The 23,335-nt window shown below is 66.8% G+C and carries 25 protein-coding genes; 19 read left to right on the top strand and 6 right to left on the bottom strand.

What is annotated here, in order from left to right; translation table 11 throughout:
- The first annotated feature begins 108 nt into the window (after positions 1-108).
- Together NGK62_RS22635 and NGK62_RS22630 are read left to right on the top strand one after the other, a co-directional pair.
- Positions 109-579 carry a DUF2846 domain-containing protein gene (locus NGK62_RS22635; RefSeq protein ID WP_059380339.1) on the top strand — a complete coding sequence of 157 codons (471 nt, stop codon included), beginning with the start codon at positions 109-111 and terminating at the stop codon, positions 577-579.
- Positions 580-674: 95 nt separating this feature from the next.
- Positions 675-1,154, top strand: coding sequence for a DUF2846 domain-containing protein (locus tag NGK62_RS22630; RefSeq protein ID WP_251880463.1), 480 nt, complete (start codon positions 675-677; stop codon positions 1,152-1,154).
- Positions 1,155-1,205: 51 nt separating this feature from the next.
- On the opposite strand, the gene ppsR is transcribed toward NGK62_RS22630, so the two are convergent.
- Complete coding sequence (gene ppsR, locus NGK62_RS22625) at positions 1,206-2,033, bottom strand: posphoenolpyruvate synthetase regulatory kinase/phosphorylase PpsR (RefSeq protein WP_059380337.1); 828 nt, start codon at positions 2,031-2,033, stop codon at positions 1,206-1,208.
- Positions 2,034-2,225: 192 nt separating this feature from the next.
- On the opposite strand from ppsR, the gene ppsA reads away from it, so the two are divergent.
- The gene (gene ppsA / locus NGK62_RS22620) at positions 2,226-4,592 is read left to right on the top strand and encodes a phosphoenolpyruvate synthase (protein ID WP_251880461.1); all 2,367 of its coding nucleotides are present in this window, start codon (positions 2,226-2,228) and stop codon (positions 4,590-4,592) included.
- A gap of 72 nt (positions 4,593-4,664) precedes the next feature.
- Here the strand turns inward: ppsA and NGK62_RS22615 are convergent, their stop codons facing one another.
- Entirely contained in the window at positions 4,665-5,507 is an 843-nt protein-coding gene (locus tag NGK62_RS22615; RefSeq protein WP_118933674.1) for a bifunctional transcriptional activator/DNA repair enzyme AdaA, read from the bottom strand.
- A gap of 101 nt (positions 5,508-5,608) precedes the next feature.
- Complete coding sequence (locus NGK62_RS22610; protein ID WP_059380334.1) at positions 5,609-6,346, bottom strand: glutamine amidotransferase; 738 nt, start codon at positions 6,344-6,346, stop codon at positions 5,609-5,611.
- 169 nt (positions 6,347-6,515) lie between these two features.
- Between NGK62_RS22610 and NGK62_RS22605 the strand changes: the two genes are divergently transcribed.
- The 3 genes from NGK62_RS22605 to NGK62_RS22595 all read left to right on the top strand — a co-directional run bounded on the left by NGK62_RS22605 (position 6,516) and on the right by NGK62_RS22595 (position 9,159).
- Entirely contained in the window at positions 6,516-6,950 is a 435-nt protein-coding gene (locus tag NGK62_RS22605) for an NfeD family protein (RefSeq protein WP_059380333.1), read from the top strand.
- A 69-nt stretch (positions 6,951-7,019) separates the two neighbouring features.
- On the top strand, positions 7,020-7,946 hold the full coding sequence (locus NGK62_RS22600; protein WP_059380386.1) for an SPFH domain-containing protein: 927 nt from the start codon (positions 7,020-7,022) through the stop codon (positions 7,944-7,946).
- Between the two features lie 25 nt (positions 7,947-7,971).
- The gene (locus NGK62_RS22595; RefSeq protein ID WP_118933675.1) at positions 7,972-9,159 is read left to right on the top strand and encodes a GGDEF domain-containing protein; all 1,188 of its coding nucleotides are present in this window, start codon (positions 7,972-7,974) and stop codon (positions 9,157-9,159) included.
- Here NGK62_RS22595 and smpB read toward each other — a convergent pair whose 3' ends face one another.
- On the bottom strand, positions 9,160-9,633 hold the full coding sequence (gene smpB, locus NGK62_RS22590) for an SsrA-binding protein SmpB (RefSeq protein ID WP_059380331.1): 474 nt from the start codon (positions 9,631-9,633) through the stop codon (positions 9,160-9,162).
- A gap of 106 nt (positions 9,634-9,739) precedes the next feature.
- Here smpB and NGK62_RS22585 point away from each other — a divergent pair, with 106 nt between their 5' ends.
- From NGK62_RS22585 to NGK62_RS22555, 7 genes are all read left to right on the top strand, one after another.
- Positions 9,740-10,174 carry a type II toxin-antitoxin system RatA family toxin gene (locus NGK62_RS22585; protein ID WP_042793335.1) on the top strand — a complete coding sequence of 145 codons (435 nt, stop codon included), beginning with the start codon at positions 9,740-9,742 and terminating at the stop codon, positions 10,172-10,174.
- Positions 10,164-10,511: an RnfH family protein gene (locus tag NGK62_RS22580; protein WP_059380330.1), complete on the top strand. Its 348-nt coding sequence runs from the start codon at positions 10,164-10,166 to the stop codon at positions 10,509-10,511. The genes NGK62_RS22585 and NGK62_RS22580 overlap by 11 nt, the downstream gene beginning before the upstream one ends.
- A 195-nt stretch (positions 10,512-10,706) precedes the next feature.
- Positions 10,707-11,861 (top strand): acyl-CoA dehydrogenase family protein, encoded by a 1,155-nt coding sequence (locus NGK62_RS22575; RefSeq protein WP_059380329.1) that lies wholly within the window; start codon positions 10,707-10,709, stop codon positions 11,859-11,861.
- On the top strand, positions 11,858-13,033 hold the full coding sequence (locus NGK62_RS22570; RefSeq protein WP_251880459.1) for an enoyl-CoA hydratase/isomerase family protein: 1,176 nt from the start codon (positions 11,858-11,860) through the stop codon (positions 13,031-13,033). The genes NGK62_RS22575 and NGK62_RS22570 overlap by 4 nt, the downstream gene beginning before the upstream one ends.
- A 100-nt stretch (positions 13,034-13,133) precedes the next feature.
- Positions 13,134-14,024 carry a 3-hydroxyisobutyrate dehydrogenase gene (gene mmsB / locus NGK62_RS22565; protein WP_059380327.1) on the top strand — a complete coding sequence of 297 codons (891 nt, stop codon included), beginning with the start codon at positions 13,134-13,136 and terminating at the stop codon, positions 14,022-14,024.
- Position 14,025: 1 nt separating this feature from the next.
- Entirely contained in the window at positions 14,026-14,463 is a 438-nt protein-coding gene (locus NGK62_RS22560) for a PaaI family thioesterase (protein ID WP_059380326.1), read from the top strand.
- 73 nt (positions 14,464-14,536) lie between these two features.
- Positions 14,537-15,226, top strand: coding sequence for a VIT1/CCC1 transporter family protein (locus NGK62_RS22555; protein ID WP_118933679.1), 690 nt, complete (start codon positions 14,537-14,539; stop codon positions 15,224-15,226).
- Positions 15,227-15,256: 30 nt separating this feature from the next.
- Here NGK62_RS22555 and ygfZ read toward each other — a convergent pair whose 3' ends face one another.
- On the bottom strand, positions 15,257-16,255 hold the full coding sequence (gene ygfZ, locus NGK62_RS22550; RefSeq protein WP_251880457.1) for a CAF17-like 4Fe-4S cluster assembly/insertion protein YgfZ: 999 nt from the start codon (positions 16,253-16,255) through the stop codon (positions 15,257-15,259).
- Between the two features lie 152 nt (positions 16,256-16,407).
- On the opposite strand from ygfZ, the gene mltG reads away from it, so the two are divergent.
- From mltG to NGK62_RS22525, 5 genes are all read left to right on the top strand, one after another.
- On the top strand, positions 16,408-17,577 hold the full coding sequence (mltG, locus tag NGK62_RS22545; protein WP_251880455.1) for an endolytic transglycosylase MltG: 1,170 nt from the start codon (positions 16,408-16,410) through the stop codon (positions 17,575-17,577).
- On the top strand, positions 17,574-18,197 hold the full coding sequence (gene tmk, locus NGK62_RS22540; RefSeq protein WP_059380322.1) for a dTMP kinase: 624 nt from the start codon (positions 17,574-17,576) through the stop codon (positions 18,195-18,197). Before mltG ends, tmk begins: the two co-directional genes overlap by 4 nt.
- Positions 18,194-19,285 (top strand): DNA polymerase III subunit delta', encoded by a 1,092-nt coding sequence (gene holB, locus NGK62_RS22535; protein WP_251880453.1) that lies wholly within the window; start codon positions 18,194-18,196, stop codon positions 19,283-19,285. The genes tmk and holB overlap by 4 nt, the downstream gene beginning before the upstream one ends.
- A gap of 68 nt (positions 19,286-19,353) precedes the next feature.
- Positions 19,354-20,124: a TatD family hydrolase gene (locus NGK62_RS22530; RefSeq protein WP_059380320.1), complete on the top strand. Its 771-nt coding sequence runs from the start codon at positions 19,354-19,356 to the stop codon at positions 20,122-20,124.
- 38 nt (positions 20,125-20,162) lie between these two features.
- A complete protein-coding gene (locus NGK62_RS22525) occupies positions 20,163-21,065 on the top strand; it encodes an ankyrin repeat domain-containing protein (protein WP_419343204.1) in 903 nt (300 codons plus the stop codon).
- Between the two features lie 44 nt (positions 21,066-21,109).
- Here the strand turns inward: NGK62_RS22525 and NGK62_RS22520 are convergent, their stop codons facing one another.
- On the bottom strand, positions 21,110-21,808 hold the full coding sequence (locus NGK62_RS22520; RefSeq protein WP_059380318.1) for a GntR family transcriptional regulator: 699 nt from the start codon (positions 21,806-21,808) through the stop codon (positions 21,110-21,112).
- A 164-nt stretch (positions 21,809-21,972) separates the two neighbouring features.
- Between NGK62_RS22520 and gabT the strand changes: the two genes are divergently transcribed.
- The gene (gene gabT / locus NGK62_RS22515; protein WP_251880451.1) at positions 21,973-23,331 is read left to right on the top strand and encodes a 4-aminobutyrate--2-oxoglutarate transaminase; all 1,359 of its coding nucleotides are present in this window, start codon (positions 21,973-21,975) and stop codon (positions 23,329-23,331) included.
- The last annotated feature ends 4 nt before the right edge of the window (positions 23,332-23,335 follow it).

The following is a 23,335-nucleotide window of genomic DNA, read 5'->3' as shown; positions in this document are numbered from 1 at the left end:
GCTTTTCCGCCAATTGCAGGCACCGTCCCCTGTTTATACTGCCCCGTTTGCCTGAGCCGGGCGGTCTTGAGCCGCGCCTCGAGGCCAGGATCCGATCAAGGACGGGACATGAAAAGCTGGATCAAATCGAGTCTTGCCGCGCTGGGCGCGGCGGTGTTGCTTTCCGCTTGCGCCGGCCCCCGGTATGGTGATGTGGCGGACCGCATCCCGGCGCTGGAGGCTGCCGAAGGCCGGATTTACTTCTACCAGCCCGCAACGCCCAATGGCGACAAGGTCGCGCAGCCCGCGATCCTGGTCGACGGCCGCAAGGTCGGCCGCTCCAAATCCGGCCGTTTCTTCTTCGTGGACCGCGCGCCCGGCGAGGTGGAAGTCATCACCGCCACCGACCGCAAGGAGCGCAAGGACGCGCTCAAGGTTCCGCTGGCCGGCGGGCAGACCCAATACGTGCGCGTGGATGTTGCGGGCGGCAGGCAGGTTCTGCGGCTGGAGGCCTCTGCTGACGTCGCCGTGCAGGCGATGTCGGACCTGCGCTACTGGGGCGCCGGACGGCGCGAGCGAGAGCCGCTGCGCTATGAGTAAAATTACAATATGTAGGTTTTAGACTTATTCATATACGTTCTCGCGGGATCCATCGAGCTGATGGCCTGTGGGGCTGGCACATCGGAGAAGACGGAATGAAGCGCAGGTTCAAGATGGTGGCTGCCGCCGTGCTGGGCGCGGCCTTGTTGGCGGGTTGCGGCGGTCCCCGGTACAAGGACGTTGCCAGCACCATCCCCATGATGGTGCCGGAAACCGGGCGCATCTACTTCTACCAGCCGCCGGCGCCGGTTGGCGTGGTGTCGGCCCAGCCGTACCTGCGCGTGAACGGTCTGAAGGTCGGCCGTTCCAAGCCGGGCAGCTTCTTCTATGTGAACCGGCCTGCCGGCAAGTACGTGGTCGACACGTTGCGCGACGACGAGCAACTGTCGTTCACGCTGGCCCCGGGCCAGACCCGTTACGTGCGCTTGAGCATCGAAGGCGTGAGCGGCAATTCGTCCAACATGGGCCGCCAGGATATGCGCCTGGAAGACTCGGAGGCGACCGCCCAGCAGGAGATGGGGCCGCTGAAGTACTGGGGCGCCGGCTCGCGCGAACGCGTCAAGCTGCGTCCCTGATCCGGACTACGCTGCAAGGAAGGGCGCGCCATGGGCGCGCCCTTGTCGTTTTCAGCCCCGATCCAGGCCCACTTCCTGCAACACCGTCGTGGCGATCTCCTCGATCGATTTAGTGGTGCTGGATAGCCAGGAAATGCCCTCGCGGCGCATCATGCGTTCGGCCTCGGCCACTTCGTAGCGGCATTGCTCCAGCTGCGCATAGCGGCTGTTGGGGCGGCGCTCGTTGCGGACTTCGGCCAGCCGTTCGGGCTGGATCGACAGGCCGAACAGCTTGCCGCGGTGCGGGGCGATGGTGGAGGGCAGGGTGCCACGCTCGAAATCGTCCGGCGTCAGGGGGAAATTGGCCGCCTTGATGGCGTATTGCATGGCCAGATACAGGCTGGTGGGCGTCTTGCCGCAGCGCGACACGCCGACCAGGATCACGTCCGCCTGGTCCAGCTGGTTCACGAACTGGCCGTCGTCATGCGCCAGGCTGAAGTTGATGGCGTCGATGCGGTTGCGGTACTTTTCCGAGTTGGCCTGCATGTGCGAGCGGCCGATGGAATGGCTGGACTTCAGGCCCAGCGCCTGCTCGATATGGCTGACGAAGGTGCCGAACAAGTCCAGGAAAACCCCGTTCGCCTGGCGAACGCGCGCCAGGATGTCCGGATTGACCAGAGTGCTGAACACGATCGGGGGAACGCCGGCCTCCAGGGCGCTGCGGTCGATCCGCATGGCCACTTCCGCGGCCTTTTCCAGCGTGTCGACGAAGGGCAGGCGGACAGGCTTGAAATTGACCTCTTCAAACTGTGAGAGCACTGACTGGCTGAAGGTTTCTGCGGTGATGCCGGTACTGTCGGAAACGATGTATACCGTGCGTATGATCGGGGTAGATGTCATGTGTAAAAAATTCCAACCAGGCAGATGGCCGGACGCACTCCACCGAGTACAATCAGGCCCCTATAAGTCACCCCAAGGGCGGTCCAAGGCCAGTTTGGTCAGCGCGTAAATTGGGGCTGTGATCCGACTGTGATCCAGCTTCCTGATGCATTGACCAAACTCGCTTTCATTCCATTGTAAAAGGTGACTTCAATGTCGTACGTTGTTTTGTTCGAGCAGCTCCGCATGACGGACGTGGACTCGGTAGGAGGCAAGAACGCATCACTAGGCGAAATGATCAGCCAGCTGTCTGGCGCGGGTGTCCGCGTGCCGGGCGGCTTTGCCACGACCGCTGATGCTTTCCGCGACTTCCTCAAGGCCTCCGGCCTGGACAAGCGCATCGCCGAACGTCTGACCACGCTGAACCCCGAAGACGTGCGCGAACTGGCCAATGCCGGCTCGCAGATCCGTCAGTGGATCATCGACGCGCCGTTCTCGCCCGAGTTCGAATCGCAGATCCGTACCGCCTTTGCCAAGCTCGACGCTGATGGCAAGGGTTCGTTCGCCGTGCGCTCCTCCGCCACCGCCGAAGACCTGCCCGACGCCTCGTTCGCCGGCCAGCAGGAAACCTTCCTGAACGTCGTCGGCATCGACGACGTGCTGGACAAGATCCGCCACGTGTTCGCGTCGCTGTACAACGACCGCGCCATTTCCTATCGCGTGCACAAGGGCTACGCCCACGCCGACGTCGCGCTGTCGGCCGGCATCCAGCGCATGGTGCGTTCCGACAAGGGCAGCGCCGGCGTCATGTTCACCATCGACACCGAATCGGGCTTCCAGGATGTGGTGTTCATCACCTCGTCCTACGGCCTGGGCGAAACCGTGGTGCAGGGCGCGGTCAACCCCGACGAGTTCTACGTCTTCAAGCCGACGCTGGCCCAGGGCCACTACCCGATCGTGGGCCGCCGCATCGGCTCCAAGCTGATCAAGATGGAGTTCGATCCCGAGCGTCCCGAAGGCCGCGCCGTGCGCACGGTCGACGTGCCGGTGTCCGAGCGCAACCGCTACTCGCTGACCGACGACGAGGTCAACGAACTGGCCCGCTACGCCGTCATCATTGAAAAGCACTACGGCCGCCCGATGGACATCGAGTGGGGCCGCGACGGCATCGACGGCAAGATCTACATCCTGCAGGCGCGCCCGGAAACCGTGAAGTCGCAGCAGGGCGTCAACGACGTGCAGCAGCGCTACCGCCTGAAGGCCACCGGCCAGGTCCTGATCACCGGCCGCGCGATCGGCCAGAAGATCGGCGCGGGTCCGGTGCGCGTGGTCGGCGACATCTCCGACATGGACAAGGTCGAGCCGGGCGACGTGCTGGTCACCGACATGACGGATCCCAACTGGGAACCCGTGATGAAGCGCGCTTCCGCCATCGTCACCAACCGCGGCGGCCGCACCTGCCACGCGGCGATCATCGCGCGCGAGCTGGGCATTCCGGCAGTCGTGGGCTGCGGCAACGCGACCGACCTCCTGAAGGAAGGCCAGGCCGTGACCGTGTCTTGCGCCGAGGGCGACGAAGGCCGCATCTATGACGGCCTGATCGAAACCGAAGTGGAAGAAGTGCGCCGCGGCGACATGCCCCCCATCGATCTGAAGATCATGATGAACGTGGGCAACCCGCAGCTGGCTTTCGACTTCGCCCAGATCCCCAACGGCGGCGTGGGTCTGGCCCGCCTGGAATTCATCATCAACAACAACATCGGCATCCACCCCAAGGCGGTGCTGGACTATCCGAACGTCGATGGCGAACTGAAGAAAGCCGTGGAATCGGCCGCTCGCGGCCACGCCAGCCCGCGCGCCTTCTTCGTCGAGAAGATGGCAGAAGGCGTGGCGACCATCGCCGCTGCCTTCTACCCCAAGCCCGTCATCGTGCGCATGTCGGACTTCAAGTCCAACGAGTACCGCAAGCTGGTCGGCGGTTCGCGCTACGAGCCCGAGGAAGAGAACCCCATGCTGGGCTTCCGCGGCGCGTCGCGCTACATCGCCGAGGACTTCGCCGAGTGCTTCCGCATGGAATGCGAAGCGCTGAAGAAGGTGCGCGATGAAATGGGCCTGACCAACGTCGAGATCATGGTGCCCTTCGTGCGCACCCTGGGCCAGGCGGCCAAGGTGGTGGACCTGCTCGCCAAGCACGGCTTGGCGCGCGGCGAAAACGGCCTGAAGCTCATCATGATGTGCGAAGTGCCGTCCAACGCCATCCTGGCCGACGAGTTCCTGCAGTACTTCGACGGCTTCTCGATCGGTTCGAACGACATGACCCAGCTGACGCTGGGCCTGGACCGCGATTCGGGCATGGAACTGCTGGCTGCCGATTTCGACGAACGCGACGAGGCCGTGAAGTTCATGCTGCGCCGCGCGATCAAGGCTTGCCTGGCCGCCAACAAGTACGTGGGCATCTGCGGCCAAGGCCCCAGCGACCACCCGGACTTCGCACAATGGCTGAAGGAAGAGGGCATCCTGTCGATGTCGCTCAACCCGGATACCGTTGTCGATACCTGGCAGCGTCTGGCCAAGAACTGATCGGCTTGCTGATGTGAAAACCCCGCGCCTGCAAGGGCGCGGGGTTTTTTTACGCGTGCAAGCGGGAAAGGACTATGCCGCCAGCGCTTCGCGTGCAATCAGTTCGCGCTTGCGGTCTATGCCCCAGCGGTAGCCGGCCAGCGAGCCGTCGGTGCGCACCACCCGGTGGCAGGGGATGGCCAGCGCGATGTTGTTGGTGGCGCAGGCGCGGGCCACGGCGCGCACGGCTCGCGGCGAGCCTATGCGTTCGGCGATATCGGTGTAGGTGGCGGTTTCACCCACGGGGATCTCGCGCAGGGCTTGCCATACCTGGCGCTGGAAGGCCGTGCCGCGCACGTCCAAGGGCAGGTCCAGGCCGCGGGAGGGGTCTTCGACGAAGCCCACCACGGCCGCCACCCAGCCTTCGAACTGCGAGTCCGCGCCGATCAGGCGGGCGGCCTTGAAGCGGTCCTGCAGGTTGCGCACCAGTTGTTCCGGGTCTTCGTGCAGCGCGATCTCGCAGATGCCGGTGTCGCTGGCCGCCACCAGCAGCGCGCCCAGGGAGCATTGCGCCACCGCGAAGCGGATATCCACGCCCTCGCCGCTCTTGCGAAAGGCGGTGGGCGTCATGCCCAGGATGGCGGGGGCGGCTTCGTAGAAGCGGCCGCTGGAATTGAAGCCGGCGTCGTACATGGCGTCCGTGACGCTGGCGCTTTGTTTGAGATGCTGGCGGGCGCGGCTGGCGCGCAGGGCGTCGGCGTAGGCCTTGGGAGTGATGCCGGTGGCCGCCTTGAAGACGCGGTGGAAATGGAAGCGGCTCATGCCGGCCTGTTCGGCCAGGGTGGACAGATCCGGCGGCTGCTCGGCTTCCAGGGCGCGGCAGGCGCGTTCGACGGCGGCGGCGTGCTGTTTGCTCAGGGCGGCGGCTTGGTTCATGAAAAAGCTCCTGTTGCGCGTGGATTCGCGCGCTTGGACCCATCGTCTCAAAAGCCTGCCGCCGCCGCACTCCGTATATTGCGCGGGGGCCGCGCAGGGCGCTACGCGGGGGCGTAGGCGTCCAGAAAGCGCCGCAGCAGGCCGCCCGCGACGGGCGTGGCGCGGACGTTGGCGGACAGCCCCGGGACGTCCAGGTTTTCAGCCGCGTAGCGACGGCCGAAGCGTTCCAGATGGGCGCGGATGAAGTCAGGGCCGAATTCGGGATGGAACTGGGTCGAGAACACGTTGCGGCCGATGCGGATCATCTGATGTTCGTCCAGGTCCGAGCGCGCCAGCACGGCGGCGCCGGGCGGGGGTTGCAGCACGGTCTGCGCATGCAGCATCTGGGCGGGGAAGGTGGACGGCAGTCCGGCCAGCAGCTTGTCGCCGGCGGCGGGCGGCAGCAGCTCAACGGTCTGGGTGCCGACTTCGCGCCCGGCGGGGTTGTAGCCGACCTTGCCGCCCAGCGCGTAGGCCAGCAACTGATGGCCGTAGCAGACGCCGAACATGGGCAGGCCGGTTGCGGCGGCTTCGCGCAGCCAGGCGGCGGTGTCCTCGCTCCAGGGTTCCTTGTCGGTCACCATGGCAGGCGAACCCGTGATCAGCGCGGCGCGATAGCGGGCGGGAGCCTGCGGCCGCTTGCCCTCGTGGACGGGCACGATTTCCATGGCCTCGGCGGTCAGGCCGGCGGCCTGCGCGAGTTGTTCGGCATAGCCGCCGAACTGGCTTTTGAGCGTGTCGTCCGGATCGCCGGTGTGCAGGATCAGAACGGGGAGAACGGTGGGTATTGCAGCGGTCATTGGGGGCTAGTGCGTAAAGGATGCGGGCGCCGGGTTCCAGGGGGAGATCCACCGCCAGCGCACATCATAATCCAGCGCCCGGATCCATGATGAAAGCCGCTTTTCCGTTCCGTCCCGGAAATACGTACAATCGCGCTCAGAGACTCATCCTTTCGGGCGAACGAAGACTATGTGGATTTGGCTGGGACTGGCCGCGCTGGCCCTGATCGGGGAATTGGCGACCGGCACTTTCTATCTGCTGCTGGTGGCCCTGGGGCTGGCGGCCGGGGGCGTGGCCGCCTGGTTCGGCGCCGGCCTGGAGTGGCAATTGCTGGGCTGCGGCATCGTATTGCTGCTGGGGCTGCTGGTGCTGCGCAAGACCCGCGTGTTGAAAAAGCGCGAGGTCAATTCCGCCCGCAATGCCGACGTCAATCTGGACATCGGCCAGACGGTGTCGGTCGAGGCCTGGTCCGGCCAGGGGACCGCGCGCGTCTGGTATCGCGGCGCGCATTGGCACGCGGAACTGGCGCGGGGGCATGCGCCGGTCGCGGGCGAACAGACCATTACGGAAATGCGCGGTTCGACTCTGGTTCTGACCCCCAAGGGCAAGCCCGGCTCGGCCTAAGCAGCGCCCGCGCCAGTTCCGCGCGGCGCCCGTGCACCTATTTACCAGAAGGAGAGGCTCCGAATCATGATGATCGATACATCCACCATCGTCCTGCTCGTCATCGTCGCGCTGGCGATACTGATAGTCATCAAGTCGATCGCCATCGTGCCTCAGCAGCACGCCTGGGTGGTCGAGCGGCTGGGCAAGTTCGACCGGGTCCTGTCGCCCGGCGCGGGCTTCGTCATTCCGTTCATCGAACGCGTGTCGTACAAGCACTCGCTCAAGGAAATCCCGCTGGACGTGCCCAGCCAGGTCTGCATCACGCGCGACAACACGCAGCTGCAGGTCGACGGCGTGCTGTATTTCCAGGTGACCGATCCGATGCGCGCGTCTTATGGTTCGTCCAATTACATCTCGGCCATCACGCAGCTGGCGCAGACGACCCTGCGTTCGGTCATCGGCAAGATGGAACTGGACCGCACCTTTGAAGAGCGCGACTCCATCAACAGCAACATCGTTTCTTCGCTGGACGAGGCGGCGCTGAACTGGGGCGTGAAGGTGCTGCGCTACGAGATCAAGGACTTGACCCCGCCCAACGAGATCCTGCGCGCGATGCAGGCGCAGATCACCGCCGAGCGTGAAAAGCGCGCGCTGATCGCGGCCTCGGAAGGCCGTCGCCAGGAACAGATCAACATCGCTACCGGCGAGCGCGAAGCCGCCATCGCCCGTTCCGAAGGCGAGAAGCAGGCTCAGATCAACCAGGCCCAGGGCGAGGCCGCCGCGGTGCTGGCGATCGCCGAGGCTACCGCCAAGGCCATCACCCAGGTGGCGGACTCCGTGCGCCAGCCGGGCGGCATGGAAGCGGTGAACCTGAAGGTCGCCGAGCGCTACGTCGAGGCCTTCGGCAATGTCGCCAAGGAAGGCAACACCTTGATCCTGCCGGCGAACCTGGCGGACGTGGGCGGCATGATCGCCTCCGCCATGACCATCGTGAAGTCCACTCGCAACAGCTGATAACCGCGCCCGGCGGCGCCTGACGATGATCGCTCCCGTTAACTTGCTTTTGATAGCAGCATTGGCGGGAGTGCTTGCGCTGTGCGTGCTGGGGTCGCTGGCCCGCAGCGGCATGGCCGGCATCAAGGAGACGATACGCGCCAACCTGCTGACGCTGGCGGCGTTCGGGCTCTACGCCTTCCAGATCACCGAGGCGCCGCTATGGGTGTCGGTGATGGCGGCGAACACCGCCGTTGCCCTGGCCCTCTGTGCCTATTACACCGGATTGCGCCGCCTGGTCGGCCTGACCGTGCCCAAGCGCCTGATGGCGCTGGTGTCCTGTGCCACGCTGCTGGCGCTGGCGTACTACACCTACATCGATCCTCAGATCGGGCCGCGCATGGTGGTCATGTCCTGGCTGATGTTCGGGTTCATGGTGGCCATCGCCATGACGGTCAGGCGCGGCATGCCGATGAACCGGTCCCGCTACAGCTACCATTTCGTGTGCGTGGTGGCCCTGATCTCGGCGCTGGTGTGCGCGACGCGGGCCGTCGTCTACATGTTCGACATCGCCATCGCGCAGGCCCTGTTGCTGCCCTCGGCCTGGAACATCGCATTCATGACGCTGGGCGTGCTGACGATGCCATGCCTGACCCTGGGCACCATCATGATCATCCACGACCGCATGCTGGCCGACCGCGAACAGGAGGCCAGCACCGACTTCCTGACTGGCCTGATGTCGCGCAAGGCCTGGTGGCTGCAGGCCGAGCGCTATTGCGCCCAGGCGCTGCGCACGCGGCGGCCGCTGACGCTGCTGTTGCTGGACATCGACCATTTCAAGCGTATCAATGACACCCATGGCCACGCAGCCGGCGATGCGGTGCTGCGCCATTTCGGCCTGCTGGCGACCGCCACGCTGCGCACCGGCGATCATGTCGGACGCGTGGGCGGCGAGGAGTTTGCGGTGCTGTTTCCGGATATGCGCAGCGATGCCGTGCTGGATGTGGCGGAGCGGCTGCTGGATTCGGTGCGGCGCACGCCTTGTGCGCACGGCGGCAGCACCATGTCCTATACGTTCAGCGCCGGGGTGGCGGACTGGATGCCCGGAGAGAGCCTGCAGGCGTTTTTCGAGCGGGCCGACCGCAAGCTGTATAGGTCCAAGTCGGCCGGGCGCAACCGCATCACGGGACCGGGGCAGGATGCCGAGCGCCAGATGCTGCCCGAGGCCGCCTGATCAGTCGTCCTTGCCTTTGCGCGGCGCGCGGGTGTCGTGCTTCATGATGCGCTCTTTCTCGCGCTGCCAGTCCTTTTCGCGCGCGGTGTCGCGCTTGTCGAACAGCTTCTTGCCGCGGCCCAGCGCGAAGTCCAGCTTGATGCGCCCGTTCTTGTAGTGCAGGTTGAGCGGCACCAGCGTGTAGCCGCGCTGCTCGACCTTGCCGATGAGCTTGCTGATTTCCTCGGCCTTGAGCAGCAGCTTGCGCGTGCGCATGGCGTCGGGGTGGATATGGGTGGAGGCCGTGGGCAGGGGGCTGACGTGCATGCCCAGCAGGTAGAGCTCGCCGTCGCGCACGATGACGTAGCTTTCCTTGAGCTGCACGCGGCCATCGCGGATCGCCTTGACTTCCCAGCCTTGCAGCACCAGGCCGGCCTCGTAGCGGTCTTCGATGAAATAGTCGTGCGTGGCCTTGCGGTTGTCGATAATGCTCATAAAGCCCTTGTGCCTGGGTGCCGCGCGCTATGGCTAGAGGCGTATTCTGGCCCCAGGTCGTGTTGTGCCGGTAAAATCGTGCCATTCTAGCCATTTGCGATAGTCGATGCACAAAGTACAACGATCCGTCCTGGTGCCTTACAGCGCCGCCCAGATGTTCGATCTGGTCGCCGACGTGGAGAAGTACCCCGAGTTCATGCCCTGGTGCGGCGGCGCCGAGGTGCAAACCCGCGACGAGCACGGCATGCAGGCCTCCATCCTGATCAGCTTCGCGGGCATGAAGCAGCGCTTCACCACCCGCAACACCCATGCCTATCCCGACCGGATCGACCTGGAGCTGGTCGACGGCCCGTTCTCCAGCCTGGTGGGACACTGGGAGTTCCAGCCGCTGGCCGAGGACGCCTGCAAGGTCCTGTTCACCATGGAGTACGCGTTTTCCAACCGCGCGCTGGAAATGGTGGTGGGGCCGGTGTTCAACCGCATCGCCACCAGCTTCATCGATTCCTTCACCAAGCGCGCGCAGGCCAAGTATGGCGAATGAGCCGTTCGCGGGGCCGCAGATCGGCGTCAGCGTCTGCTACGCCTTGCCGGGCCATGTCTGGCTGCGGGAGTTGCGCCTGCCCGACGGCGCCACTGTGGCCGACGCGCTGGCGGCCAGCGGCTTTGGCGAGGCCTTTCCCGTGGTTGAACCCTGGACCCGGGGCGTGGGCATTTTCGGCCGCGCCACCGAGCCGCAGGCCAGGCTGGCCGATGGTGACCGGGTAGAGATCTACCGCGGCCTGAGTTTCGATCCCAAGGAGTCGCGGCGCCGCCGCGCCGAACACCGCCGCGCCAAGACGGCGAAGAACGGCAGGGTCCGCCCGGCCGGGCTGCTGTAGGGCAGCGCTCAGAGGGGCGGCGCGCCGCCCCGCACAATGTCGCAAATAGGACAAATCGCCGTGCCGCTTCCGGCGTAACATAAGCATCGTCACGCATTTACGTTTACGTCAACGTCATGTCAAAATCGACGGGCTGGCGTTCACGAGACGGCAGCAACGCCAACAGACAATACTCAGTACAACAGGAGACAGGCTGTGGACTTTGAACTGACCGACGAGCAACGCGCTTTTGCGCAGGCGGCGCGCGACTACGCCGAGGGCGAACTGGCGCCCAACGCCGCGCGCTGGGACGCCGAAGGCATCTTCCCGCGCGAGGCTTTCGCGCGGGCGGGCGAGATGGGTTTCTGCGCCATCTATGCCAGCGAGGACATCGGCGGCCTGGGCCTGCCGCGGCTGGACGCCACGCTGGTGTTCGAGGAAATGGCGGCGGTGGATCCGTCGACCACGGCTTTCCTCACGATCCACAACATGGCTACCTGGATGGTCGGCAACTGGGGCCAGCCCGCGCTGCGGGAAGCCTGGGGGCCGTTGCTGGCCAGCGGCCAGAAGTTGGCATCCTATTGCCTGACCGAGCCGGGCGCCGGTTCGGATGCGGCGTCGCTGTCGACCCGCGCGCAGCGCCAGGGCGATGACTATATCGTCAACGGCGCCAAGGCCTTCATTTCGGGCGGTGGCGACACGGACCTGCTGGTGGTCATGGCGCGCACCGGCGGCGAGGGCGCGGGCGGCATCAGCGCGTTCGCCATTCCGGCCGACAGCGAGGGCATAGGCTACGGCCGCAAGGAGGAGAAGATGGGCTGGAACAGCCAGTCCACCCGTCCCATCACCTTCGAGAACGTGCGCGTGCCGGCGGCCAACATGCTGGGCCAGGAGGGCGAGGGCTTCAAGATCGCGATGAAGGGCCTGGACGGCGGACGCATCAACATCGGCACCTGCTCGGTGGGCGCGGCGCAAGGCGCGCTCGATGCCGCCCGGCGCTACATGGACGAACGGCGCCAGTTCAACCGCCGCCTGGCCGAGTTCCAGGCCTTGCAATTCAAGCTGGCCGACATGGCGACGCACCTGGTGGCGGCGCGCCAGATGGTGCGCCTGGCGGCCTGCAAGCTGGATGCGGGGGCTTCGGACGCGGCGACCTACTGCGCCATGGCCAAGCGCTTCGCCACCGACATGGGTTTCCAGATTTGCCTGGACGCGCAGCAGATCCACGGCGGCTACGGATACCTGCGGGACTATCCCTTGGAGCGTCTGGTGCGCGATACTCGCGTTCATCAGATTCTGGAGGGGACCAACGAGATCATGCGCGTGATCATCGCCCGCCAATTGTTGGAAAAAGGAGCCGACATAAGATGAATGCACCGGTGCTGTTCGAAGAAAAAACCGCTGCCAATGGAGTACGGTTCGGGATCGCGACGCTGAATTCGCCGCAGACCCTGAACGGCCTGTCGCTGGAAATGGTGGACCTGCTGGCCGAACGGCTGGACGCCTGGGCCCGTGATCCCGGCGTGGCCCTGGTGGTCCTGCAGGGCGCGGGCGACAAGGCCTTCTGCGCGGGCGGAGACCTGCATGGCCTGTACCGCAGCATGACGGAAAACGCCGGCAAGTCAGGCTGGAACAACGCCTATGCGCGCCGCTTCTTCGAGCACGAGTACCGGCTGGACTACCGCATCCATACCTATCCCAAGCCGGTGCTGTGCTGGGGCCATGGCATCGTCATGGGCGGCGGCATCGGCCTGATGATGGGCGCCAGCCACCGCGTGGTCAGCGAGACCTCGCGCCTGGCGATGCCGGAGGTCACGATCGGCCTGTTCCCGGACGTCGGCGGCAGCTGGCTGCTGAATCGCATGTCGGGCAGGATCGGACTATTCCTGGCCTTGACCGGGGCGCAGCTGGGCACCTCGGACGCTTTCTTCGCCGGCCTGGCGGACTTCCGGCTGGATCACGCGGATTGGCCCAAGCTGCTGGCTTCGCTGGAAGAGCAGCCCTGGGCCGGCCAGGCAGCCGGCACGGCGGAGGATGCCATTCCTCCGCGCGCGATCAACGACGGCCTGCTGCGCCGCGCCCTGACGGCGCTGGAGCCTAAGACGCCGTTGGCGCCTGGCAGCCTGCGCCAACACTCGTTCCTGATCAACAGCCTGTGCAGCGGCAACCGCCTGGACGATATCTACGAAGAGCTGGCCGCGCTGAAGGACCACGAGGATCCTTGGCTGGCGCGCGCGGCCCAGACGATGCTGGCCGGCTCGCCCGGATCGGTGCGCCTGTCGTTCGCGCTGCAGCAGCGGCTGCGCCTGCGTTCGCTGGACGACGTGTTCCGCGCCGAGTACATCGCGGCGCTGGCCTGCACCGCCCATGGCGATTTCGCCGAGGGCATCCGCGCCTTGCTGATCGACAAGGACAAGAAGCCCCGCTGGAATCCCGCCGTCATCGACATGGCGACCGACGCCTGGGTGCAGAAGTTCTTTGACGAACCCTGGCCCGAGGGCGAGCCCCACCCGTTGGCGGACCTGGGCCAGGAAGGCCGCTAGGCGCCACGCGGCGGCGGACCGGCCGCCGCCCGCCGGCGCGGCAACGCTAGTACCACGATGGTTTCACACCTATAGCTATAGCAACAGGAGACAGGACATCATGAGCAGCATCGCGTTTATCGGTTTGGGCAATATGGGCGCGCCCATGGCATTGAATCTGGTCAAGGCTGGACATAGCGTGACGGTTTTCGATCTGGTGCCGGCGGCGGTGAAGACCTTGACGGACGCCGGCGCCAAGGCTGCCGCGTCCGCTTCGGAAGCAGTCAAGGGCGCCGAGGTGGTGGTTTCGATGCTGCCCGCCAGCAAGCACGTCGAAGGTCTGTATCTGGGCGAGGACCTGCTGGGCAAGATCCCGTCCAGCGCGCTGGTCATCGAATGCAGCACCATCGCGCCCGACTCGGCGCGCAAGGTGGCGCAGGCGGCCGAGGTGCGTGGCATCGCCATGATCGACGCGCCGGTGTCCGGCGGCACGGGCGGCGCGGCCGCAGGCACGCTGACCTTCATCGTCGGCGGGCAGGCCGCGGCGCTGGAGCGCGCCCGCCCGATCCTGGAAAAGATGGGCAAGAACATCTTCCATGCCGGTCCGGCCGGCGCTGGCCAGGTGGCCAAGATCTGCAACAACATGCTGTTGGGCATCCTGATGGCCGGCACGTCCGAAGCCCTGGCGCTGGGCGTGGCCAACGGGCTGGATCCCAAGGTGCTGTCGGACATCATCGCCAAGAGTTCGGGCCGCAACTGGGCCACGGAACTGTACAACCCCTGGCCCGGCGTGATGGAGCATGCGCCGGCCTCCAAGGGCTATGCGGGCGGCTTCGGCGTGGACCTGATGCTGAAGGACCTGGGCCTGGCGGCCGAGGCGGCCTTGTCGGCGCGGGCCTCGATCCCGCTGGGCGAGCTGGCGCGCAACCTGTATTCGCTGCATAGTTCCGGCGGTTCGGGCAAACTGGACTTCTCCAGCATCGTCAACCTGGTCAAGCGCGAGCAGGACTGACATGGCGGCATCGCAAGCGCAGCCGGACCCAGCCGCACGGGTCCAGGAGAGCTTCGCCCGGCAAAGCATCATGACCTTGCTGGGCGCGGCGCTGGACGTGGTCGAGCCGGGCAGGGTGGACATCGTGCTGCCTTACCGCGCCGACCTGTGCCAGCAGAACGGTTTTCTGCACGCCGGTATTTCCACGACCATCGCCGACAGCGCCGGCGGCTATGCCGCGTATACCTTGTTCGCGCCAGGCGAGGACGTGCTGACCTCGGAGTTCAAGATGAACTTCCTGGCGCCGGCCAAGGGCAGCCGCTACGTGGCCAGCGGCCGCGTGGTCAAACCCGGCAAGCGCCTGTCCGTCTGCCAGGTCGAGGTGCATGCGTACGACGGCGAGCAAGCTACGCTTTGCGTGATAGGCTTGCTTACCGCGGTGCGCGTGACGCCGCGCTGAATCCCGCGCGCGGCGGGTCCTGCGCAAGCCGGACCTGCCGCGCGTTCATCACGCGGCGCATGGGTTTGTGGCAATGCCTTCAAAAGAACATCATCGGATTTTTCGCAGCAACTGGCTGCGCGCGGCCGTGCTGGGCGCAAACGACGGTATCGTGTCCACCGCCAGCATCATCACCGGCGTCGCGGCGGCGCAGGCCACGCAGGGCGCCATCCTGACCTCGGGGCTGGCTGGCCTGGTGGCCGGCGCGCTGTCGATGGCGGCGGGCGAGTATGTGTCGGTGAAGTCGCAGGCCGACATCGAGGCGGCGGACCTGCGCATGGAGCAGCGTTCGCTCAAGCGCAATTCCGGCGAGGAACTGGCCGAGCTGGTCGATATCTACGTGGACCGCGGCCTGACCCGCGACCTGGCCGAGCAGGTGGCGCGCCAACTGACCAGCCACGACGCCCTCGATGCGCACGCGCGCGACGAATTGGGCATCTCTCTTCATAACCGCGCCCGTCCGGTGCAGGCCGCCGTGGCGTCCGCCGCGTCGTTCGCCGCAGGCGCGGCGCTGCCGCTGGCGGTGGCCGCCGTGACGCCAGGGCCGCAACTCATCGGCTGGGTAATCGGCGCATCGGTGGTTTGCCTGGCCGCGCTGGGTGCCCTGGCCGCCGGGGCTGGCGGGGCGCCCAAGGGGCCGGCGGCGTTGCGCGTCACGGTTCTGGGCGCGTTGGCCATGGCCGTGACGGCGGGCGTGGGCGCCTTGTTCGGCGTGGCGGCCTAGGACCGCCACGGTCCGCGCGGGACGGGGAGCTCAGGGCGTGATGGAATAGGGCAGCGCGGCGGCCGCAATGCGCGGACCGTCCGCGGCGCCCAGCCGCAGATCGCCTTCCGGCAGGGCCGCCAGCGTGGTTTCGAATAGCACCGAGACCACGCCTTGCGTGCCGGCCGCATCCACGATCCGTCCGGTGGGTTCGCCGGGCTGGGTGGCGTCATAGACGTCCACGCCGGCCAGCGCCTGGCCTTGAACGGCGGCGTCGGCAATGGTGCCGTAGGCCATGCGCCGCTTGACCGTGCCGCGGTAGTGGCTGCGCGCCACCACTTCCTGGCCGGGGTAACAGCCCTTGGTGAAGCTCACGCCCTGGATCAGGTCCAGGTTGACCGTCTGCGGGATGAAGACATCCTGCGTGGCCGCAGTGATCCACGGGATGCCCGCCGCCAGGTCTGCGGCGCGCCATTGCGCGGCGGGCGCCAGGCCCAGCGCGCCGGCCAGCGCGGCCGACTGGTCCAGTTGTTCGTCCGATGCGATCCACCACCAGCGCAGATGCGCGTTGGCGGACGGCGCGGCGATCCAGGTGCCGGACGGCAGGTCGACGCGCTGCCAGGGCGCGCGCGGCAGCGCGCCGGCGGCGGCTTCCAGCGCCGCCGCGTCCGTGGGCGAGGCCGTCACGCCCGCCACATGCAGCGGCGTGGCGGCGAGCTTGGCCTTGGCGCGCAGCACGAACATCGACAGGCGTTTGAGCAACGCCTGCGCCAGATCCTGAGGCACCAGGCCGTACAGCTGGGGCGCGTCGTCCGCGCCCGGGGCGGCGCGCCACATCACCAGGGTGGCCAGCAGGCGGCCCTTGGCGGTGCAGTAGCCCGCCAGGCGGGCGGCGTCCTGGGGCAGGCCGGTGACGTCCTGCGTGAGCTGGCCGTGCAGGAAACCGAGGGCGTCCGCGCCGGATGCGGCGAAGACCAGGAAATCGTCCAGCGGCGCAATTTGCGCGCAACCTTCTGCGCGGACGGGAATCGAAGAATGGAAAGCGTGCATGGAGGCGGTGTTATCGCGTCATCAAAGTGCTGATGATAGCCGCGTTCCCCTCCGGGCTGGGCCATGTCCCCGCCGCGCGCAGGGACGCGCGCTACGTTCCGCCCCTCTTTAGCCGCAAGAGTTCCGCGCGATCAATTAAACTTCCGACACTTATGAAGAAGCGACTCTTTTTTTACGTCCTGTGGTTTTTCCTGTTGATCGCGCTGGCTGCCGCCGCAGCCGTGGGCGGCGCTTGGTATTGGGCCCACAAGCCCATGCAGCTGAAAGCCGACAGGATCGATTTCGTGGTGGATCCGGGCAGCAGTCCGCGCACGGTCGCGCGGGTGCTCAACGAGGCCGGCGTGCCGGTCTGGGAGCCGGGTTTCATCTGGATGGCGCGCCTGTCCGAACTCGACAAGCAGATGAAGGCGGGCGGCTACCAGGCCATCAACGGCGACTCGCCCTGGAAGTTGCTGGAGCGCCTGGCGCGCGGCGACATGACGCAGCGGCAGATCACCTTCCTGGAAGGCTGGACCTACCGCCAGATCCGCCAGGCGCTGCGCGCGAATCCCGACGTCAAGCAGACGCTGGGCGAAACCACCGATGAAGAACTGATGGAACGCCTGGGCTCGGAAATCAAGCAGCCGGAAGGGCTGTTCTTCCCGGACACCTACATCTTCACGCCCGGCAGCACCGATTATGATCTGCTGCGCCGCGCCTACCAGGAAGGCCAGCGCATCCTGCAGGACACCTGGGCCAAGCGCCAACCAAACCTGCCGGTGACCACGCCCTACGAGGCCCTGGTGCTCGCATCGATCGTTGAAAAGGAAACAGGCCATGGGCCGGACCGCCGCCGCGTGGCAGGCGTGTTCACCAACCGGCTCAAGATCGGCATGCTGCTGCAGACCGATCCGACGGTGATCTACGGCATGGGCGACGCCTACCAAGGCCGCATCCGCAAGCGCGACCTGCAGACCGACACGCCCTGGAACACCTATACGCGTCCGGGCCTGCCGCCCACGCCGATCGCGGCGCCTGGCCGCGCGGCGCTGCTGGCGGCGGTGCAGCCGGAGCAGCACAAGTTCCTCTTTTTCGTTTCCCGCGGCAACGGCACCAGCGAGTTCTCGGTCAACCTGAACGAGCACAACCGCAACGTTTCCCGCTACATCCTGGGCCAGGGCCAAGGCCAGAATGCCGCGCCCAGCCCGGCTTCGAGCCGCGGCGCGGCCAATGGCAATCCGGCCAACGGCACGCCCGCAGCCGCGCCCAGCGCCAGCCCGGCGCCGGACGCCGCGCCCGAGCCGGACCAGGGACAGGCACAAGTACAAGGACAAGACCAATGACCACGCGCGGACGCTTTATCACGCTGGAAGGCGTGGACGGCGCGGGCAAGAGCACGCATACCGTCTGGATCGCCGATTTCCTGCGTGCGCAGGGGCTGGACGTGGTGTCCACCCGCGAACCCGGCGGCACGCCGCTGGGCGAGAAGCTGCGCGCCTTGCTGCTGACCGACTCCATGGGACTGGACACCGAGACGCTCCTGATGTTCGCGGCCCGTTGCGAGCACCTGCACCAGGTCATTGAACCAGCCCTGGCGCGCGGCGCCTGGGTGGTCTGCGACCGCTACACCGATGCCACCTATGCCTATCAGGGTGGCGGGCGCGGCCTGGGCGCGGCGCGCGTGGCCGCGCTGGAGGCCTGGATGCAGGCCGGCCAGCCCGACCGCACCTGGCTCTTCGACGTGCCGCTGGAAGTGGCGCGCGCCCGGCTGGCCGACGCGCGCGAGCCGGACCGCTTCGAGCGCGAGGGCGCGGCCTTTTTCGAACGCACCCGCGAGGCCTACCACGCCCGCGCCGAGGCTGATCCGCAGCGCATCCGCATCGTCGATTCCACCCAGTCCATCGCCCAGATCCGCACCGGCCTGGAGGCGGGACTGCGCGAACTGCTGGGGCAGTCGGCATGAATGCGACCCGCGCCGCCAAAGACGAGGACGTCACGGCGTCCAACGCGCCGCAGTTCCTGCCCTGGCAGGCCGAGACGGCGCGCAACTGGCTCGGCAACCGCGATCGCTTCGCCCATGCCTGGCTGATCCATGGGCTGGCCGGCATCGGCAAACTGGACTTCGCGGTCGCCGCGGCGGCCAGCCTGCTGTGCGAAACGCCGGACAATGGCCTGGCTTGCGGCCGTTGCGCCGCCTGCGCCTGGTTCGCCAGCGGCAATCATCCCGACCTGCGCCGCATCCGCCCCGAGGCCGTGGCGGTGGAAGAGGGCGCGGACGCCGCCGAACCCTCGGAAGACGCCGAACCCGCCACGGGCGCGGCCAAGCGCGCGCCGTCCAAGGAAATACGCATAGACCAGATCCGTTCGCTGGAATCCTGGTTCAACACCGCCACGCACCGCGGCGGCTGGCGCGTAGCGCTGCTGTACCCGGCCCATGCGCTGAACGTGGTGTCGTCCAACGCCTTGCTCAAAGTGCTGGAAGAGCCGCCGCCGCACACGGTCTTTCTGCTGGTCGCGGATGCGCCGGACCGCCTTTTGCCCACGCTGGTGTCGCGTTGCCGGCGTTTGCCGCTGCCGGCGCCGGACCCCGACACCGCGCTGCAATGGCTGCGCGAGCAGAACGTGGAACCGGCCCGCGAATGGCTGGCGGCGGCCGGCGGCGCGCCGCTGGCGGCGTTGAGGCTGGCCCAGTCGAACGAGTCCGCTTGTCCGCCCTGGCTGACCCAGCTGGTCGGGCCGCTGTCCAAGGGCCAGTCGCCCGACGTCGGCACGCTGGCCGAGGCCCTGGAAAAAGTGGCGGCCAGCGAATGGATCGACGCCTTGCAGCGCCTATATACGGACCTGATGCTGGCCGGCGCGGGGGCGCCGTCGCGCTACTTCCCGGCCCTGGGCAGCGCGGTCGCGCGGGTCGCCGCGCGCATGAATCCGGCCAAGGTGGCCGAGGCCGCGCGCTGGCTAACGCGCCAGCGCGCGCTGGCCACCCATCCCTTGAACGCCAAGCTCTTCGCCCACGCGACCTTGCAGCGCGTGGTGCTATCCTGCCTGGCGTAAGCCCTTGATCCGGCGGCGCTTCGTCCGGTAAAGGGCGCGGCGCCGCGGCACTTGTATCCAGACTCATCATGTACGTCGATTCCCACTGCCATTTGAACTTCCCGGAACTGGCCGCCGACCTGCCGGCCATACTTGACCGGATGGCTGCCAACCAGGTCACGCACGCGCTGGTCGTCAGCGTCAACATGCCGGAATGGCCGGGCCTGATGTCGCTGGTCGAGCCGCAGGCCAATCTGTGGGCCTCGGTCGGCGTGCATCCCGATTACGAAGACACCCCGGACCCCACGCCCGAAGAGCTGGCGCGCCTGTCCGAGCATCCCAAGGTCGTGGCCATCGGCGAGACCGGGCTGGACTATTACCGCCTGTCCGAACCCCTGGACTGGCAGCGCGAGCGCTTTCGCCGCCACATCCGCGCCGCCCGCGATACGGGCCTGCCCCTGATCGTGCACACGCGCTCGTCCGCCGAGGACACCGTGCGCATGTTGCGCGAAGAGCAGGCGGCCGAGGTCGGCGGCGTGATGCATTGCTTTACCGAAAATTGGGAAGTGGCACAGGCTGCGTTGGACCAGAACTTCTATATTTCGCTGTCTGGCATCGTGACCTTCAAGAATGCGCAGATCGTGCATGAAGTGGCTGCCAAGGTGCCGCTGGACCGTTTGCTGATCGAAACCGATTCGCCGTATCTGGCGCCTGTGCCGTACCGCGGCAAGTTGAACGATCCGTCCAAGGTGATTCACGTGGCCGAAAAGATCGCGGATCTCAGGGGTATACCGGTGGCTGATGTGGCACGCGCTTCAACGGATAATTTCTTCCGTCTTTTCAATAAGATAAAGAAATAATCTAATCTTATTTATTTAAAGTGATTTATAGGAAACCCATGGCTGCCCGCAACGCTTCCGTCCAGAACACCCTCTTGTCGTGTTGCCGTGGAGCGCTGCTGGCGCTGGCCATGGGCATGGCGGTTCCCGCCGCGGCGCAGGCCGCCAATCCCGGCGATTGGTGGGTCTATGTCGCCAATGACTACCCGGACGACATCAAGGAACTGCTGGCGCGCGGCGAAGATCCCAACGTGCGCTACAAGAACGGCCAACCGGCCCTGATGCGCGCGGTGGTGGACGGCGCCTGGAAGGTGTTCGACGTGATCGCGGCCGACAAGCGCACCGACGTCAACGCCGAGAACCCGGCGGGCGAGACGCCGCTGATGTACCTGGCCATCGCCGGCCAAACCGAACGCGCCAAGAAGCTGATCGCGCGCGGCGCCCAGGTCAACCGCCTGGGCTGGACGCCGCTGCACTACGCGGCCTCGAAGGGGCAGCTGGAAATGGCGCGCCTGCTGCTGGCGCACAAGGCCATGGTCAACGCGCCCGCGCCCAATGGCGAAACGCCGCTGATGATGGCGGCGCTTTCCGGCCGCAAGCCCATGGTGGACCTGTTGCTCAAGGCAGGGGCGGATGTGGGCTCGCGTGATACCAAGGGCCAGACTCCGGCCGATTGGGCCAGGACGGGCAAGTCCACGGCGGTGGCGGCGGAACTGGATAAGCTGATCGCGCAGCAAGAGGAAGCGCGCCGCAAGCTGCGCGCGGCGCGGCCGGCCGAAGAGGGCGCCGAGGCGGCGGGTGCGCAGGCAGGCGCGGCAGTGGGCGCGCCGGCCAGCCCGGAGCCGGGTGCGGCAGCCGCGCAGGCTCCCGCCGCGGAAAAGAAAGCCCCGGCCGCGTCGTCCGCGGTCCAGGGCGTTTCGGGCGTGAAGCTCAACAACTACGACGAGCCCGCCGCGCCCTGAGGCGCGGGCTTGCCCGAGGCCGGCCCGCAAGGGGCCGGCCCGATTCAGATCACGTAGTTCTTGTAGCGCTCGATGTAGTCGCGGGCGCTGCCGTTCAGTTCGCGCACGCAGCGCTCGGCCTCGTCGCCGTCGCCGCGCACCATGGCGTCCAGCAGGGCGCGGTATTGCTTGATCCCCATCTCTGAGCGGCCCGGCAGCAGGGCCACGCGGCGCATCGACACGCGGGTGCGGTCGTAGATGCGCTCGATCATGTCGCTTAGCACCGGATTGCGCGCCAGTTTCTTGATGTGGTTGCGGAACTGTTCGATCGTGGCCACGTGGGCCTCGATGTCGCCGCTTTTCAGGCTTTGTTCGAAAGGCTCGCCCAGCAGGGCCTGCATCGCTTCCCAGTCGGCGGGGGTGGCGTTAGCCATGGCCAGCCGTACCGCCAGTCCGTCCAGGGCTTCGCGCACCTGGTACAGGCGGTAGGTGGTTTCCATGTCGACCAGGGCCACCACGGCGCCCTTGTTGGGCACCCGTTCCACCAGCGCGCGGTCTTCCAGCGTCGCCAGCACTTCGCGCGCCTTGGCGCGCGGGATGTCGTAGGCCTGCGCCAGGTCTTCTTCCGGCACGCGGGTGCCGGGCAGCAAGGCCTGCGACGCAATGCGTTCCCGCATATCGAGTATGACTTCGTGGGTGGAGGCCGCCTTGCGTGTTTCGGGGGCGGCGGCGTCAGCAGAGGCAGTCGCGCGTTTAGTGGGCATGTAGGCACCTGGGTTGAGTGGAGCAAAGCATAGCACATTTTGAACGCAAGATTGTGCACAATTTAGAGTGCGTAGTTGTAAATCAGCATTGACACAATAAAACGCACAAGAATATAGTGGCTCCACTTCGTCGCGGTACCCACTCATTCAAGGAGCCCTGGGCAATGAAAGACGCCGTGCAGTCCCCTCAACTTCCCGGCCCGCAGTGCCAGGCATATCTGGCCCGGCGCAATGCCGCCGTCGCGCTGGGCGTGGCCAACGGTCCCCCGGTGTTCGCGGCCGCTGCCCGCGGCGCCACGCTGACCGACCTGGACGGCAACGCCTACATCGATTTCGCCGGCGGCATCGGCACCCTGAACGTGGGCCACGCGCATCCCGAGGTGGTGGCCGCGGTCCAGGCGCAGGCGGCGCGCTATCTGCACACCTGCTTCAACATCGTCATGTATCCGGAATACATCGAGCTGGCCGAAACGCTGGTCGGCCTGGTGCCCGGATCCTGGCCGAAGAAGGCCATGCTGCAGACCACCGGCGCCGAGGCCGTGGAAAACGCCATCAAGGTGGCCCGCCGCGCCACCGGCCGGCAGGCGGTGGTGGCCTTCGAGAACGCCTTCCACGGCCGCACCTACATGGCGCTGTCCCTGACCGCCAAGGCGCCCGCCTACAAGACCGGCTTTGGTCCCTTCGCGTCCGAGGTCTATCGCGCGCCGTTCCCGGTGCGCTACCGCTCGGGGCTGACCGAAGCCGAATGCGCCGAGGCCGCCTTCAATGAATTCCGCCGCCTGGTCGAAACCGAGGTCACGCCGGAGCAGGTCGCCGCAGTGATCATCGAGCCGGTCCAGGGCGAGGGCGGCTTCCATGCCGCGCCGCCCGCCTTTCTGCAGGCGCTGCGCGCCTATTGCACCCAACACGGCATCGTGCTGATCGCCGACGAGATCCAGTCGGGCTTCTGCCGCACCGGAGAATGGTTCGCCACCCAGCATGCCGGCATCGAAGCCGACCTCTATACCCTGGCCAAGTCCATGGGCGGGGGGCTGCCGATAGCGGCGCTGGTGGGGCGCGCCGACCTGATGGACGCGCCGGCCGTGGGCGGCCTGGGCGGCACCTATGGCGGCAACCCGCTGGCGTGCGCCGCGGCGCTCGCCACCATCGCGGTCATGCAGCGCGAAGACTACGCGGCGCGCGCCCGCGACCTCGGCGGCCGGGTGCGCGCACGCTTTGCGGACTGGGCCGGCCAGTACGGCATCGTGGGCGACGTGCGCGGCCAGGGCGCCATGGTCGCGTTTGAAGTCGTGCGCGGCGCGGGCGACGACAGTCCCGCCGGCGACCTGGCGGCCCACATCGTGCAGGCCGCCTACCAGGGCGGGCTGGTGCTGGTGAAGGCGGGCTTTTACGGCAACGTGATCCGCTTCCTGGCGCCGCTTTCCATTACTGATGAGGAATTGGCCCGCGGCCTGGACATCCTCGGGCGCGCGGTGGCGGATGCCCAGCGCATCGCCGACGCGCGCGCGTCGCAAGCGGCTTGAGGAG

It is taken from the genome of Achromobacter sp. Marseille-Q4954, from assembly GCF_943737025.1.
Lineage (GTDB): Bacteria > Pseudomonadota > Gammaproteobacteria > Burkholderiales > Burkholderiaceae_B > Achromobacter > Achromobacter bronchisepticus_A.
Note: the sequence above shows the minus strand (reverse complement) of the source record. Positions and strands in the feature narration are given on the sequence as shown.